The organism is Acinetobacter radioresistens DSM 6976 = NBRC 102413 = CIP 103788, assembly GCF_006757745.1.
GTDB lineage: Bacteria > Pseudomonadota > Gammaproteobacteria > Pseudomonadales > Moraxellaceae > Acinetobacter > Acinetobacter radioresistens.
Genome location: NZ_AP019740.1, coordinates 399,576 through 413,965, shown reverse-complemented (window position 1 = coordinate 413,965; position 14,390 = coordinate 399,576). Strand labels below are relative to the sequence as shown.

Genomic DNA, 14,390 nt, shown 5'->3' with positions numbered 1-14,390 from the left:
TTTTTAACGCACCGAGGCAAAGAGACAATGAAAGTAGGTCTGGTCGGTTGGCGCGGGATGGTTGGTTCTGTCCTTATGCAACGTATGGTTGAAGAGAATGATTTTGCTCATTTTGAGCCATTCTATTTTTCTACCAGTAATGCAGGTGGTGAAGCACCTGTATTTGGTGGTAAAACTGCCCCAGCACTTATGGATGCTTCAGACATTAGCAGTCTGAAGCAGATGGATGTCATTATTACCTGTCAGGGTGGCGACTATACCTCTGAAGTCTTTCCTAAACTGAAAGCGGAAGGCTGGAAGGGTTACTGGATTGATGCGGCCTCGACCCTGCGCATGAGTGATGATGCCATTATTGTCCTAGACCCGGTCAATCTCAACGTGATTAAGGATGCGCTGGTTAAAGGCACCAAAATATTTGTAGGTGGCAACTGTACCGTTTCCCTAATGCTGATGGGCCTAGGTTCACTGTTCCAGCATAATCTGGTGGAGTGGATGAGTGCCATGACCTATCAGGCAGCTTCAGGTGCAGGTGCACAGAACATGCGTGAACTGATCACCGGCATGGGATATTTATATAATAATAGTAAAGATCTGCTCGATGATCCCAAGTCAGCTATTCTAGATATTGACCGCAAGATTGCAGACTTGCAACGTGGTGAAGGTTTCCCTTCAGCCAACTTCGGTGTGCCACTGGCCGGTTCACTAATTCCATACATCGACAAGCAGCTTGAAAATGGTCAGTCGAAAGAAGAATGGAAAGGTCAGGCCGAAACCAATAAAATTCTGGGAAATTCACAGATAGTACCTATTGACGGGCACTGTGTACGTATTGGCGCAATGCGTTGTCACTCTCAGGCTCTCACCATCAAGCTCAGAAAAGATGTACCTCTTGATGAAATTGAAGATATGATCCGTTCTTTAAACGAGTGGGCCAAGGTGGTGCCAAATACCCGTGAAGCCTCAATGACTGATCTGACTCCAGTAGCAGTTACAGGTACTTTATCTGTGCCAGTAGGTCGACTGCGTAAACTGAATATGGGTAAAGAATATTTAGGTGCTTTTACTGTAGGTGACCAGTTACTTTGGGGAGCTGCCGAACCTTTGCGTCGTATGCTTCGCATTTTAATTGACTATAAAAATGTTTAATTAATTTTAAGTATTTTAATAAATAGAACCGGTCGACCATGGCCGGTTTTTTGTAATTGTAGTTTGAATAATTTCCACTGCCTTTATGGCAAGATCATGTATACTTTTTGTGTTTGCATTGTTTTCAAGCTCCAGATCAAGATGACTGTTTATAAGAAATTAAAAATTGCTGTCCTAGCCATCATGACATCGCAAACAGCTTCTGCGATCATCATTGAACCAATTCAAGTGCAGTCCGCACCTGGAGAGCTTCTGTATGCAGAAATGGCTTTCAGCCAAGCCGATACAGATGAAAACATGCAGGTCAGCCTTGCCAGCCCAGAAGATCTGGCGGGCTTGGGAATTCAGCATCAGCCACCGGGTCATCTTAATTTTTTTAACCGTCGTAACGGTCAGGGCGCTGGTGTCATCGTGATTACCTCTTCTCGCCCTCTCACCAGTTCCGAACTGAACATTGTGGTTAAGGTTAAAGAAGGAAATGCTACCCGGCTACAGCACATAAAAACCACACTTAAACCTAGCCAGACAGTGCCATTGCGAGCCTCGGTTAATGAAAAACCACTTGTGCCTGTCATGGTTACTGAAAAAGATATTGCCCTGAATTTGCCAGAGAGTACGGCGTATCAGGTCACCCAGCAGAAAAGCCGTAGCCCGCTCCCTAGCAAGCAGGACCGGCCATTGTTAATCAATAACAGCCGTCCCCCTGCATTAAGTGGTTCGGCTATTTCTATCGTTCAGCAGCCAAGTTCGGTTGCATCTTCTATCGTACAGCCAAAAGATACACTTCATAGACAAGAGCAGGCACTGAGAAATAAAACGCAGCTTTCCGCTACACCTAATACAAGGCCTAGCACAACAGCTTCTGCCAGACCGAACCCCACTACGCAGTCTGCATTAACAGCAAAAACAGGACCTAGCGCCAAGAAAACTGCTGAACCCCAACAACGGAAATTAGCTGTAAAACCAGCAATCACTTCTACTACCAGTAGCAGGGCTCCGGTAGAACAGCCCCATACTTATGTAGTTCGAAATAATGAGTCACTCTGGACCATTGCATCACAGGTTGCAGCCCAAACCCAACAGCCTGTTACAAACGTAATGCAGCAAATCAAGGAAGCGAATCAGCATGCATTTATTCAGGGAGATGTGAACCGGTTACGTCGTGGTGCAGTTTTAAATTTAAACACTCAACCTGTGATGACACAGAATAAATCTCGTCCCAAAGCTGTTTCTCCTTCTTATTCACCTAAGACAAAATACCGTCTAAATGAAGCAGAAATGAGCTTGGTCGCTGAAAGTACAAAAAATACAGCTCAAGGAAATGCTAAAAGAAATAACGACCAGTCCATGAGCAGTGCGGATTTAGTATTAAAAGTTATGACAGCTCGTGAAAAAACCGTTAAATTACAGAAGAACGTAACGCAGCTGGATCTGGCATTACAGAAAAAGGATCATAAGATCCAATTATTAAATGCCCGGCTGGCGCAGCTCGAACAGCAACTCAAAGCACAGCAGACAAAAAAATAGGTCAAGACGCAGTTAAAAAGATTTCAATCAGAAATTAGCTGCCATGATGGTTCAGTATTAAGGGGTTTAAATTATGTTGTTGTATGTGATTCCATTTGTCCTGCTCTTGGTCATCGCAATTTTTCTTAAAAAACGTGAAGCGGCCCAGCAGGATGACAGTTCTGCAACAAAAGGAAGTTCACGGAAAAAAGCGTCTAAAAAAGTTGCAAAAACCAAAGCAGTTAAAACTACTCACAAGCGTAAAGCGGCTCGCATTGTAGAAGATCCGATAGCAACTCAACAAAAAACGTCCACCCCTATTCCTGCTGATGTTCATCGTAAAATTGAGAATCTGATTGAACAGCGTAATTACTTTTCTGCTGAAGCACAGATTAATCAGGCACTAAACCGTGATAACACTCAGCATGAATTATATTTATTATTACTTAAAATTCATCTAGACCAAAAAGATGAATTTGCCATAAATCAGCTGATTCAGCATCTTCACTCTTTGGGATTAGAGGAAATTGCCAGACAGGCAGAACAGAAGTATCAAGCTTATAATCAGCAACAGCAACCTGATGCGATCGAGTTCGCTGTAACAACAGATGTTCCTGACCCTGCTCCTGTCACTCTATCACAGCCACATGCACACAATAGTGCTGATTTTGATGCTCTGGTACAGCAAGCTCCGGTAAATATTCCCGTTTTAACGCCTTCATTTGATGAGTTACAGGCAGAACCAGCCCCATCTGTACAACCCAAAGAAGCTGTAGTTGAACTTGCGCCCTTAGAGTTTAATTTCGGTGAAATCAACACTAAACCAACAGAAACCGAACAGCCGCCACAAGCCACTGTCCTTGATCAAGATAGAACTGTTGATTTTTCTTTCCCACTTGAGAGTCAAGAAGAGCGATCTACAGACAAGACAGCTCTTGCTCAGGAGCAAAGTCAAAACCAGTCCGTACCACTTGCGCTGGACTTCAATTTTGGTGAGCTTCATCTGAGTCCTCAAGAGGAAGAGAAACCTGAAAGTGTCAAACCGGTAACTCTTGATTTTGAAACGGTTCCGTCAGCAACCCATGCTCCAGCATCCGGTTTAGATTTCAAACTTGAACCCGTTGAAATTTCGACTGAACCTGCCCTGTCTGAGCCACAAGTTTCATCTGTTCATGCTTCTGAGACATCAGCTGTAGTTTCAACAACTGATATTCACCAGAATGATCCCCTAGTTCAGGCATTTCCCGAATTGGCACAGATCAATGCCATTAATTTGGATCTGGAATTGGCGCAGCGCTATGTCGAGTTGGGCGCCTATGAGTCTGCACGTCATCTGCTTAGTCAGAATCAGGACCAGTTCAATCCTGAACAGCAAGAACAGTCAAAAAAAATACTCAATCAAATAGCTTCTTGAGTGTGTTCAATTTAGTATAGGGCAGTCATATGACTGCCTTTTTTTATGATGAAAAAGATTGCTTTACTTTATATGGGAGGAACTTTCGGCTGTGTAGGTGAGCCATTGACGCCCATGCCGGAAACAGAATTTCTCCCTAAACTGCAAAATACTCTTCCTGCCAAGTATCAGGTCGACTGTCTTGCTGCACCCTTAATTAAAGATAGTAGTGCTTGCAGTGCTGCTGACTGGCTTTTGCTTGTACAGTATATACAGCAGCTTAAAGTACGCTACACTTACTTTGTGGTGATCCATGGTACAGATACGTTAAGTTATGCTGCAGCATTGCTGGCACGTTTTTTAGGCCAGTCTTGCCATGTAATATTAACCGGTAGTCAGTATCCGTTGCTTGATATCCAAGGCAATGCCCCCCGGGTATTTACAGATGCTGTCGATAATCTATATTTTGCCTTGGAACAGGTTTCCCGCAAACCAGCCGGAGTCTATCTAGCATTTCACCAGCAGGTTTTTCATGCCCAGTCTGTCATGAAAATGCATACTACTGAGCTGGATGCTTTTAAAGGAATAGAGGCTGACCAAGATTTCCCTGTTTATAAGGAAGAGATTTCCGTCCAGGATGACATAATTGAACAGGCGAAGAGTTTTAACCTGATCAGCTGGCAACTTCAGCCCCAGCCTGTAGAACATCTCATCAAGAATTTAAGCTTATTACAAGATGAACCCCCACACTTTTTAATTCTACAAGGTTTTGGCACAGGAAATCTGGCAGTTAACCAGGCTGTTATCGAATGCTTGCAAAAATTTCAGCATAAGGGCTGCTTACCTGTTCTGGCTACTCAGGTTCCTTTTGGCAGCATGGATCAACGCTATGCAGTCAGTAGCTGGGTTAAACAAGCCAATATTTTAGTCAATAATACATATAGCAATGCAGATCTTTATGCAAAAGCCCTGCAAATCTATTTAAAATATCCATCTTGCGAGCAACGGTATCAGGGCTGGTCTACGCAGTCTTAAAAGAGGAACAGTATGCAACGTTATGCAGTCGGTATAGAGTTTTGCGGCATTCGCTATCGGGGCTGGCAAACTCAGCAGGCCGGTGTCCCGAGTGTGCAAGAAACTCTGGAGCGGGTTTTAAGTAAAATTGCCGATGAAAAAATTATTCTGCATGGTGCCGGGCGTACTGATGCTGGTGTACATGCCACTAATATGGTTGCACACTTTGATACCCATGCCATTCGCACGGAACGTGGCTGGATGATGGGTTCAAACAGCCAGTTACCAAAAGATATTGCACTACAGTGGTTACAACCCATGGGTGAAGATTTTCATGCCCGATTCAAGGCCTGTGCCCGCCGCTATCGTTATGTCATTTACAATGCCCCATATCGGCCTGCCTTACTGCATAAACAGGTGACTCATGTTTATCAGCAGCTTGATATTGAAAAGATGAAGGAAGCTGCAAAAAAGTTTCGTGGTGTACATAATTTTGAAAGCTTTCGTGCTGCTGCCTGCCAGTCTAACCAGCCGATACGTGATGTAACTCACTGCGAGCTGTTCGAGCACGGACGTTATCTGGTCCTAGATATACAGGCCAATGGTTTTCTGCATCATATGGTCAGAAATATTGTAGGTTGTTTGCTAGAAGTCGGACAAGGCATGTATGACATTGGCCATATTGATAGTATTTTTGCAGCAGAAGACCGCCGTGCTGCAGGAATGACCGCCCCTGCAGATGGACTGTATTTTATTCAGGCTTATTATCCCGAGCAGTTTGCATTACCGCAATTACCACTTGGCCCACATTGGCTTAACTTGCCAGAATAGAAAATGCCGGTCTCAGACCGGCATTTTTTTAACGCTGTTTACGTTTTCGGTACTCTACCGGCGTTTCATTGGTCCAGCGCTTAAAAGCCCGATAAAAGGTACTCGGTTCAGAAAAGCCTGTCAGATATACAATGCGTTCTACACTTTCACTGGTATTGGCAAGAAGCTTTTTTGCCAGTCGGCAACGGTAATCAGAGAGTATTTGCTGAAAACTGGTATTAGCTTCACTCAGTTGGGTGCGTAGGCGTCGAGGCGTGATATTCAACTGGGCAGCTACAGTTTCCAAGGTTGTTTCACCACTTTCTAGTGTAGAGCCGATCGCACGCCGCACTTCTCCGACCAGGTCATAACGCGCCAGTTCCTGCAATTTTTCCAGTGCCAGCTGTTCATGTAGCTGTAATAATTCCGGCTCGGCCTGCCATAAGGGATAATCTAGAATAGAGGGTTCAAAATACAGGCGGGTTTCTTTCTGGCCCAGACTGACTGGACAACCGTAAACCCTCAGGTATTCATCTGGCGATGCGCCTTCACTAAAATTAAAATCAATGAAGATCGGGGTGAAATTCCCCTCGGTAATAAATTTGAAGAAGCGTAGCACGCCTGACATCGCACACTCAGAAAAATGGCGGTTAACCAGATTATCAGGAGAAGCTACTGATCCGTTTGTTAAATAGCAGCTGTCTTCTTCTATGATAAGTTTGGCATGGAAAGCATCACTGATCAGACGCTGATAAGCCAAAGCCCGTTTCAGGCCTTCGCCAAAATTATCACTACTAATAAAGAGATGTTCAATTACCTGGCCCCGATATAACGGCAGATGTTCACCTAGATGTAACCCGATATCAGCGTCTTTGCTGACTTCTTCAGCTGCTGTCCAGAAAGCATGTTGTGCGCTTAAAGGTGTACGTGCATTGATTTCAACCTGATTCAGTGCAACGCCTGCTTTTGTTAATATTTCTTCGGTTGGTAATCCCGCACGACGAATCGCTTGATAGCCAAATCGCAACACAACCGATGCATCAGTTAGCTGACCCACGCAATACCCTTCCTTGTATGTTATTCATTTATACTTAAAACATTAATTTTAGATTAACTGTGATTGGCCGAACTGACAACTCTATTCAGGTATTTTTTGTTGAAAATATTTATGAAATGACTTCGCTTAATTTACTAGCAGCTGGAACCTCGACAGGCCTGATGTGTCTTGTGTTTGACACAAAAATTGGCTATAATTTGCGCCTTTCCAATTTGATCATCAGGTAGGCTATGGCCAATAAAGAGGAACTCATTGAGTTCGAAGGCGTTGTCACCGAAACGCTTCCTAATACTATGTTCCGTGTCCGTTTAGAGAATGGTCATGAAGTGATTGCACATATTTCTGGCAAAATGCGCAAGCACTATATTCGTATTTTGACTGGCGACAGCGTTAAAGTTGAAATGACGCCTTATGACTTAACTAAAGGCCGTATTACTTATCGTGCCCGCTAAGTCTGAGTAAATATAAAAAGCCACCTCTATTTTGTGGCTTTTTTTATACCTGTTTTTATATTTTATAAATTACCTATCCGAATTTCTTTATAGATTCCTGTATTTGATCCCGCCTTTTATCGTGTTTTACTGTTCTATAACGCTTTATGGTTTTTAAAAATCTTAAGCTTGATATTGTTTTCTGATTTATAGGTTAGATCATGAACAGTTTAAAACTTGTTTTCCTAGGTCTGGGCTTTACCGGTTTATTGACTGCCTGCACCACAACCTATCAGGCACAGCCAAATCTCGATACTTATCTGGAACAGTTTATTGGGCAATCTGCTGAACAGATTAAAGCCAAGATTAATCTGCCAGCTTTAGGCTATGAGCTTAAAGGTTCACCAGTGCAGACTACAAACCAGCTCAGCTATACGATTTTGCGACCCCTTGCTGTACCTATTCCGTCTGGCCTGCAATCTGTAGGCACAGGTGGAGCTGTCATTGCCCCCCCTACCAGTTTAGGTGCCAACTCTTATGAAATTGATATGTATTGTCAGATCAGTTTTATTCTTCAAAATAATATTGCCAAAGATGTGCAATATCGTGGCCGTTCCTGTTAGCTCATCCTATAACTAAAATAAAAAACGCAGCATAAGCTGCGTTCTTTATTTCTTTTTTAAATTAGCCGAGTGCCTGCACTACTGCCTGGCCCATTTCAGCAGTTCCGATTTTCTGCATGCCTTGTGACATGATGTCTGCAGTACGCAAGCCCTGGTCTAATACCTGGCCTACTGCATCTTCAATCGCTTGAGCTGCAGTTTCTTCACGGAAAGTATAGCGCAGCATCATGGCAACCGACAAAATAGTGGCTAGCGGATTGGCAATATTCTGGCCGGCAATATCAGGTGCTGAACCATGACAAGGTTCATACATACCTTTACCATGTTCATCCAGTGAGGCAGATGGCAGCATTCCAATCGAACCGGTCAGCATTGCAGCTTCATCAGAGAGAATATCCCCAAACAGGTTACCGGTTACGATGACATCAAACTGTTTTGGCGCACGTACCAGCTGCATGGCTGCATTGTCGACATACATATGTGATAATTGGACCTCTGGATACTGCTCGGCCTGAAATGCAGTTATTGTTTGCTTCCAGAGTTCAGTGACTTCAAGTACATTGGCTTTATCAACCGAGCAGACTTTTCCACCACGCAGTCCAGCAATCTCAAAAGCGACTTTAGCTATTCGCTTGATCTCAGATTCGCTGTATACATCGGTGTTATAACCCTGCTTTTCACCATTTTCCAGTTCCCGGATTCCGCGTGGCTGGCCAAAATAGATTCCACCCGTTAACTCACGTACGATCAGGATATCCAGTCCAGCTACAATCTCAGGTTTTAAACTTGAAGCATCTGCCAGCTGGGGATATAAAATTGCCGGACGCAGATTAGCAAACAGATTCAACTCGCTACGGATTTTAAGAAGACCACGCTCAGGACGGATTGAACGTTCAATCGTATCCCATTTAGGCCCACCTACAGCACCAAGCAGAATCGCATCTGCCTTTTTTGCCTGCTGACTGGTAACTTCAGGGTAGGGTTCACCATGTGCATCAATTGCGGCCCCGCCCAACAGTCCCTGTTCCCAGCTCAAGTCCAAACTAAACTTTTCATTCACACGGTGAAGGACCTGTTCTGCTGCTGCAATAATTTCAGGTCCGATGCCGTCGCCAGCTAAAATGAGGATGTGTTTGGACATATGCATTTCCATAATTTTAAAACCAGCGTATATCTACAGCTGATGAGCGATTAAAGTTTCTTTTCCACAAACTCGCCCAAACCCGTCAATACATTATAAGGACGGCAGAACCGGCGAATCGTGCGTTTTTCCTGTTGCAGATCGACACAGAGCGGATCAGGTGCTGAAACATTTAGCAAGCTTCCGGTTCTGCTTGAACGATCACGAAACATATGAAAGGTATAGCGCTGATTAGCCTTGAACTGATGAATGACATGCAGTTTTTCAGCCCGATCCTGCGATATAGGATAAAAACGGATTACCACTTCATACTGTTTGGCTGGAACTGATAGGTACAACGGATTCGGCTGGCTGAGGGAACTGCCCTGCAAACGTACAATTCCTTCACGGATTGCTTCCGAATTTACCCGATGTGTTAAGGGATCAACGATTTGAATATCACTAATCCGCTCAAATTCACAGTTTTCTGTTCCTGAACAGTAAATCAGCGCATTCGTCTGAGATTCTGGTTTTTCCGCATATTTAATACGGACAGTGTCTACCGCGTTCTGAGTACTTTGACATGCACTAAGTAACACGCCACATAAACTGATAATAACACTATGGCCGAATATCCTGTTCATCGTCCGAGCCCAACCTCATATATAGAGAAACTATAAATATTTTTATAGTCAAACATGTTAGCAAGACTTGGACTCCTGCGCTACGCCTAAATGTCGAGCTTAACCTTGAATATTATTGAAAACCCATGGACGTGACTTTTGGATTTTCGCTTCATATTCACGGATTAAATCTGCATCCTGTAAAGTCAGACCGATATCATCAAAACCGTTTAACAGACAATGCTTGCGAAACGGGTCAACCTCAAAACTGAAGCTTTGACCATCAGGTGTACACACCTGCTGAGCGGCCAGGTCTACTGTGAGCTGATAGCCTTCATGGGTATTTACTTCCTGAAATAACTGATCGACCACTGACTCAGGTAAAATAACCGGCAGCATGCCGTTTTTAAAACAGTTATTAAAGAAAATATCAGCAAAGCTTGGCGCAATAACGGTACGGAAGCCGTATTCATTTAGCGCCCAAGGTGCGTGCTCACGGCTGGAGCCACAACCAAAGTTCTGACGCGCCAACAAAATTTTGGCATCCTGATAACGTGGCTGGTTCAAGACAAAATCCGGATTGATCGGACGCACTGAATTATCCTGACCCGGATAGCCTTCATCCAGATAACGTAATTCATCAAACAGGTTATCACCAAAACCGGTCCGTTTGATGGACTTTAAAAACTGCTTTGGAATGATCAGATCAGTATCAACATTTGCACGGTCTAATGGCGCAACGATTCCCTGTTCAACAGTATATGCTTTCATGGTGTGCTCCTTAGAAAGAACGAACATCAACAAAATGACCGGCAATTGCCGCAGCAGCTGCCATCGCTGGACTTACCAGATGAGTACGTCCACCATTGCCCTGACGGCCTTCAAAGTTACGGTTAGAAGTAGAAGCACAGTGTTCGCCTGGCTGTAACTTGTCTGCATTCATAGCCAAGCACATGGAACAGCCCGGTTCACGCCATTCGAAACCTGCTTCAATAAAGATTCTATCAAGACCTTCGGCCTCAGCCTGCTGTTTTACCAAACCAGAACCCGGCACCACCATCGCCTGTTTGATGCTTGATGCAACCTGGCGTCCTTTAACAACTTCTGCCGCTGCACGGATATCTTCAATACGGGAGTTAGTACATGAACCAATAAAGACACGGTCCAGCTGGATTTCAGCCAAAGGCTGTCCGCCATTTAAGCCCATATACTGGTAAGCACGGGTCCAGTCATTGCGTTGTACATCATCTTTAGCCTGTTCTAACATAGGTACAGCCTGCGATACAGGAATAACCATTTCAGGTGAAGTACCCCATGAGACCTGTGGTTCAATCTCTTCACCCTGTAATACAACTACCGTATCAAATACTGCATCACTATCCGAATGCAGGGTATTCCAGTAAGCCACAGCCTGATCCCATTCTGTACCTTGCGGGGCATAATTACGGCCTTTGACGTATTCAATAGTTTTTTCATCGACTGCGACCATGCCTACACGTGCACCAGCCTCAATTGCCATATTGCAGACAGTCATACGGCCTTCAATCGACATGTCACGGAAAACCTGACCACCAAATTCAATGGCATAGCCTGTGCCACCTGCGGTACCAATCTTGCCAATAATTGCCAGGACTACATCTTTTGGCGTGACACCCTGACCAAGCTGGCCATCGACACGAATCAGCATATTTTTCATTTTCTTCTGGACCAGACACTGGGTTGCCAGCACATGTTCAACTTCTGATGTACCAATCCCGTGAGCCAGACAGCCAAATGCTCCATGAGTTGCAGTATGTGAGTCGCCACAGACTACTGTCATACCTGGTAAGGTTAGACCCTGCTCCGGCCCAACTACGTGCACAATTCCCTGACGGATATCATTAATACCAAATTCTACAATATTAAATGTCTTGCAGTTGTCATCTAGGGTTTGCACCTGAATTCGTGAGGTTTCATCTGCGATACCGGCAATGCCCTGTGCCCGCTCTGCCTTGGAGGTAGGTACATTATGGTCAGGTGTTGCAACATTGGCACTTAAGCGCCAAGGTTGACGGCCTGCTAGCTGTAATCCCTCAAAAGCCTGCGGAGATGTCACTTCATGCAATAAATGACGGTCGATATAGAGTAGACATGAACCATCATCCCGCTGGGAAACCAAGTGATCATCCCATAATTTGTCATATAATGTTTTTGCTGCTGATTGATTGCCTGCCATGTCGATGTGCTCCAAGGACTGGGTATTTCCTAAATTATTTTAAATTATAATCGCTATTTTACATAAATCTAATTTATCATTTTTATTAATTATTAAACTTTTTGGAATTAAAAAAATTTTATTCATTAGAAATAACTTAAAATCGGATTTGCTTTATTATTTCTTAAATTTTATAAATAATACTGAATATATAAAAAATCCTTATAGGATAGAGTATCCACATGAATCTTGCCGCCTTCGAAGCTTTTGTCAAGGTAATGGAAACTGGTTCCATTTCCCAAGCTGCCGAACAACTATTTATCACCCAGCCTGCGGTGACCAAACGTATCCACAGTCTGGAGGATTACTTCGGAGTTAAACTTTTTGAATCTGCGGGACGAGGTGTACAGGCGACTCATGCGGCCCACTCTCTCTTGCCTAAAGTCAAAAACTGGTTAAATGAGTTAGGTGATATCCACCATACTTTGAGTCATGAACAAAGTCAGGTGCAGGGACGCCTAAAAATTGGCACCAGTCATCACATCGGACTGCATCACTTACCCCATCATTTGAAAAAATATGTACAACAATTTCCAGATGTGACCCTGGATGTACATTTTGTTGACTCTGAACAGGCACACGAACAGGTGCTCGCGGGCGATCTGGAACTGGCATTTTTAACCTTGCCGCCACAGGGAGATAGTCGCCTGAATTACAGTACCATCTGGAATGATCCTTTGGTTTTTGTAGCCGCACCTTTTCACCCACTCGCCCAGCGCAGTAACTTAAAGCTGGAAGACCTGATTGCCTATCCGAGCCTGCTACCTTCAATTCAGACCTATACCAGCCAGATTACGCTTGCAGAATTTGAAAAGAAGGGATTAAAACCCAAAATCACAATGAGCAATAATCCTTTAGAATCAATCCGCATGCTGGTTTCAATCGGTCTAGGTTGGTCCGTCCTGCCACAAAATCTGATTAATCAGGATTTACAACGCCTGAATATTCCGCTGGAAATGAGCCGTAAACTGGGTCTGGTATGGCACCCGGGGCGCAGCCAGTCCAGAGCCATGCTGGAACTGATCGACATGATGGATACAGAAATAAAAATATAGCACCTCGAAGTGCTATATTTTGAAACCGGATATACAGCTTAGATTGACCAGTCCTGAATTTCCCATCCCTGTGCCTCGGCCAAGGCCTGCAAGCGCTCATCCGGATTGACTGCAATAGCATGGCTTGCATATTCGAGCAAGAACCGGTCATTAATTGAGTCCGAATAAGCCCACGATTCGGTTACTGTACGGCCATTTAACCATTGTTCCAGACGAGCCAGCTTACCCTTCTGGTAACATGCTATTCCAGTTACCTTGCCAGTATACCGATGATCAATTAGTTCTGCATTGGTGGCAATAATCTCGGTAATACCGAATTCACGGAAAATAGGCGCAGTAATGAAGTCTGAAGTTGCGGTAATCCCGACAATTTCATGACCCAATGCCTGATGTTTTTTGACAGTTTCAAACCCTTGAGGCCGCATTTGTGCACGAATAACTTTTTGCATAAATCGTTCATGCAATTCGGTCAGGTAAGGTAAATCATGTTTTGTCAAAAACTCAAAAACAAATTCATTGTAAGCAATCGGGTCCAGCTGACCAGCTTTATAGTCTTCATAGAAGCTGTCATTGATCTGACGGTGACGTACCGGATCGACCAGTCCCTCATTGACCAGAAATTCTCCCCAAGAATGGTCAGAATCGGTGTTAAGGAGCGTATGGTCCAGATCAAATAAAGCCAATTTCATAAAAATTCTCGTTAAAACTGAAATTTAAAGCAAAAAAATGTAAATCTATCTCCGCTAGTCGATAGAAATTCGTTAAGATCATAGCAATTTTTAACATTTTACTTTGATCTTTTTTCGAGCTGGATGCAGTTATTTATCATCCCCGATTTCAAAGTTAAGCCAATAGATAAATTTAGGTAGCCAAATGATCGACTCAGAAGGTTTCCGACCGAATGTCGGGATCATTTTGGCAAACGATGATGGACAGGTGTTATGGGCAAAACGCATTGGACACAATGCATGGCAATTTCCACAAGGAGGGATCCAGTTTGGAGAAACCCCTGAGCAGGCACTTTATCGTGAACTGAGAGAAGAAGTCGGCTTATTGCCTGAACACGTTGAAATTATTGCGCAGACTAAAGGCTGGCTGCGTTATCGTTTGCCACACCGGTACATCCGCTCCGATTCAGAGCCTGTATGTATCGGACAAAAGCAGAAGTGGTTTTTATTAAAACTAGTGGCCTCTTCCGAGCATATCCAGCTGGACCTGTCCAATCCGCCAGAATTCGACCAGTGGCAATGGGTCAGTTACTGGTATCCGCTCGGACAGGTGGTAAACTTTAAACGGGATGTTTACCGTAGGGCCATGATGGAATTGTGTATGCAGTTACCACAGCAGCCATCCTGAAA

At 44.0% G+C, this 14,390-nt stretch carries 15 protein-coding genes; 9 read left to right on the top strand and 6 right to left on the bottom strand.

The features are described from left to right. The first annotated feature begins 27 nt into the window (after positions 1 to 27). The 5 genes from asd (at position 28) to truA (ending at position 5,890) form a co-directional block, all read left to right on the top strand. Positions 28 to 1,146, top strand: coding sequence for an aspartate-semialdehyde dehydrogenase (gene asd / locus ACRAD_RS01915; protein WP_005023266.1), 1,119 nt, complete (start codon positions 28 to 30; stop codon positions 1,144 to 1,146). 141 nt (positions 1,147 to 1,287) lie between these two features. Further along, a complete protein-coding gene (locus tag ACRAD_RS01910; protein WP_005023264.1) occupies positions 1,288 to 2,673 on the top strand; it encodes a type IV pilus assembly protein FimV in 1,386 nt (461 codons plus the stop codon). A gap of 73 nt (positions 2,674 to 2,746) precedes the next feature. Then, positions 2,747 to 4,066, top strand: a complete 1,320-nt coding sequence (locus ACRAD_RS01905; protein ID WP_005023263.1) for a hypothetical protein — start codon at positions 2,747 to 2,749, stop codon at positions 4,064 to 4,066. Positions 4,067 to 4,114: 48 nt separating this feature from the next. Then, positions 4,115 to 5,080 (top strand): asparaginase, encoded by a 966-nt coding sequence (locus tag ACRAD_RS01900; RefSeq protein WP_026055457.1) that lies wholly within the window; start codon positions 4,115 to 4,117, stop codon positions 5,078 to 5,080. A gap of 12 nt (positions 5,081 to 5,092) precedes the next feature. Beyond that, positions 5,093 to 5,890: a tRNA pseudouridine(38-40) synthase TruA gene (gene truA / locus ACRAD_RS01895; RefSeq protein ID WP_005023258.1), complete on the top strand. Its 798-nt coding sequence runs from the start codon at positions 5,093 to 5,095 to the stop codon at positions 5,888 to 5,890. A 28-nt stretch (positions 5,891 to 5,918) separates the two neighbouring features. Here truA and ACRAD_RS01890 read toward each other — a convergent pair whose 3' ends face one another. After that, positions 5,919 to 6,926, bottom strand: coding sequence for an AraC family transcriptional regulator (locus ACRAD_RS01890; protein ID WP_005023255.1), 1,008 nt, complete (start codon positions 6,924 to 6,926; stop codon positions 5,919 to 5,921). A 230-nt stretch (positions 6,927 to 7,156) separates the two neighbouring features. Here ACRAD_RS01890 and infA point away from each other — a divergent pair, with 230 nt between their 5' ends. Together infA and ACRAD_RS01880 are read left to right on the top strand one after the other, a co-directional pair. After that, on the top strand, positions 7,157 to 7,378 hold the full coding sequence (gene infA, locus ACRAD_RS01885; protein ID WP_001284370.1) for a translation initiation factor IF-1: 222 nt from the start codon (positions 7,157 to 7,159) through the stop codon (positions 7,376 to 7,378). Between the two features lie 200 nt (positions 7,379 to 7,578). Then, positions 7,579 to 7,980 carry a hypothetical protein gene (locus tag ACRAD_RS01880; RefSeq protein WP_005023252.1) on the top strand — a complete coding sequence of 134 codons (402 nt, stop codon included), beginning with the start codon at positions 7,579 to 7,581 and terminating at the stop codon, positions 7,978 to 7,980. Positions 7,981 to 8,041: 61 nt separating this feature from the next. Here ACRAD_RS01880 and leuB read toward each other — a convergent pair whose 3' ends face one another. The 4 genes from leuB to leuC form a co-directional block, all read right to left on the bottom strand. Then, positions 8,042 to 9,121, bottom strand: coding sequence for a 3-isopropylmalate dehydrogenase (gene leuB / locus ACRAD_RS01875; RefSeq protein ID WP_005016753.1), 1,080 nt, complete (start codon positions 9,119 to 9,121; stop codon positions 8,042 to 8,044). A 50-nt stretch (positions 9,122 to 9,171) separates the two neighbouring features. Then, complete coding sequence (locus ACRAD_RS01870; protein ID WP_005016754.1) at positions 9,172 to 9,744, bottom strand: hypothetical protein; 573 nt, start codon at positions 9,742 to 9,744, stop codon at positions 9,172 to 9,174. A 99-nt stretch (positions 9,745 to 9,843) separates the two neighbouring features. Then, positions 9,844 to 10,494, bottom strand: coding sequence for a 3-isopropylmalate dehydratase small subunit (gene leuD, locus ACRAD_RS01865; RefSeq protein ID WP_005023249.1), 651 nt, complete (start codon positions 10,492 to 10,494; stop codon positions 9,844 to 9,846). Positions 10,495 to 10,504: 10 nt separating this feature from the next. Continuing rightward, positions 10,505 to 11,938: a 3-isopropylmalate dehydratase large subunit gene (leuC, locus tag ACRAD_RS01860; protein WP_005023247.1), complete on the bottom strand. Its 1,434-nt coding sequence runs from the start codon at positions 11,936 to 11,938 to the stop codon at positions 10,505 to 10,507. A gap of 221 nt (positions 11,939 to 12,159) precedes the next feature. On the opposite strand from leuC, the gene ACRAD_RS01855 reads away from it, so the two are divergent. Beyond that, positions 12,160 to 13,032 carry a LysR family transcriptional regulator gene (locus ACRAD_RS01855; protein WP_005023244.1) on the top strand — a complete coding sequence of 291 codons (873 nt, stop codon included), beginning with the start codon at positions 12,160 to 12,162 and terminating at the stop codon, positions 13,030 to 13,032. A gap of 38 nt (positions 13,033 to 13,070) precedes the next feature. On the opposite strand, the gene ACRAD_RS01850 is transcribed toward ACRAD_RS01855, so the two are convergent. Beyond that, the gene (locus ACRAD_RS01850; protein WP_005023241.1) at positions 13,071 to 13,721 is read right to left on the bottom strand and encodes an HAD family hydrolase; all 651 of its coding nucleotides are present in this window, start codon (positions 13,719 to 13,721) and stop codon (positions 13,071 to 13,073) included. 184 nt (positions 13,722 to 13,905) lie between these two features. Here ACRAD_RS01850 and ACRAD_RS01845 point away from each other — a divergent pair, with 184 nt between their 5' ends. Continuing rightward, positions 13,906 to 14,388: an RNA pyrophosphohydrolase gene (locus ACRAD_RS01845; RefSeq protein ID WP_005016769.1), complete on the top strand. Its 483-nt coding sequence runs from the start codon at positions 13,906 to 13,908 to the stop codon at positions 14,386 to 14,388. The last annotated feature ends 2 nt before the right edge of the window (positions 14,389 to 14,390 follow it).

What these genes read in the sequence shown, in the direction of transcription:
- leuC (WP_005023247.1), bottom strand. Translation starts at nt 11,938, where the DNA reads ATGGCAGGCAATCAATCAGCAGCAAAAACATTATATGACAAATTATGG.
- ACRAD_RS01910 (WP_005023264.1), top strand. Translation starts at nt 1,288, where the DNA reads ATGACTGTTTATAAGAAATTAAAAATTGCTGTCCTAGCCATCATGACA.
- ACRAD_RS01900 (WP_026055457.1), top strand. Translation starts at nt 4,115, where the DNA reads ATGAAAAAGATTGCTTTACTTTATATGGGAGGAACTTTCGGCTGTGTA.
- ACRAD_RS01845 (WP_005016769.1), top strand. Translation starts at nt 13,906, where the DNA reads ATGATCGACTCAGAAGGTTTCCGACCGAATGTCGGGATCATTTTGGCA.
- infA (WP_001284370.1), top strand. Translation starts at nt 7,157, where the DNA reads ATGGCCAATAAAGAGGAACTCATTGAGTTCGAAGGCGTTGTCACCGAA.
- ACRAD_RS01850 (WP_005023241.1), bottom strand. Translation starts at nt 13,721, where the DNA reads ATGAAATTGGCTTTATTTGATCTGGACCATACGCTCCTTAACACCGAT.
- ACRAD_RS01905 (WP_005023263.1), top strand. Translation starts at nt 2,747, where the DNA reads ATGTTGTTGTATGTGATTCCATTTGTCCTGCTCTTGGTCATCGCAATT.
- ACRAD_RS01880 (WP_005023252.1), top strand. Translation starts at nt 7,579, where the DNA reads ATGAACAGTTTAAAACTTGTTTTCCTAGGTCTGGGCTTTACCGGTTTA.
- asd (WP_005023266.1), top strand. Translation starts at nt 28, where the DNA reads ATGAAAGTAGGTCTGGTCGGTTGGCGCGGGATGGTTGGTTCTGTCCTT.
- leuB (WP_005016753.1), bottom strand. Translation starts at nt 9,121, where the DNA reads ATGTCCAAACACATCCTCATTTTAGCTGGCGACGGCATCGGACCTGAA.
- ACRAD_RS01870 (WP_005016754.1), bottom strand. Translation starts at nt 9,744, where the DNA reads ATGAACAGGATATTCGGCCATAGTGTTATTATCAGTTTATGTGGCGTG.
- ACRAD_RS01855 (WP_005023244.1), top strand. Translation starts at nt 12,160, where the DNA reads ATGAATCTTGCCGCCTTCGAAGCTTTTGTCAAGGTAATGGAAACTGGT.
- leuD (WP_005023249.1), bottom strand. Translation starts at nt 10,494, where the DNA reads ATGAAAGCATATACTGTTGAACAGGGAATCGTTGCGCCATTAGACCGT.
- truA (WP_005023258.1), top strand. Translation starts at nt 5,093, where the DNA reads ATGCAACGTTATGCAGTCGGTATAGAGTTTTGCGGCATTCGCTATCGG.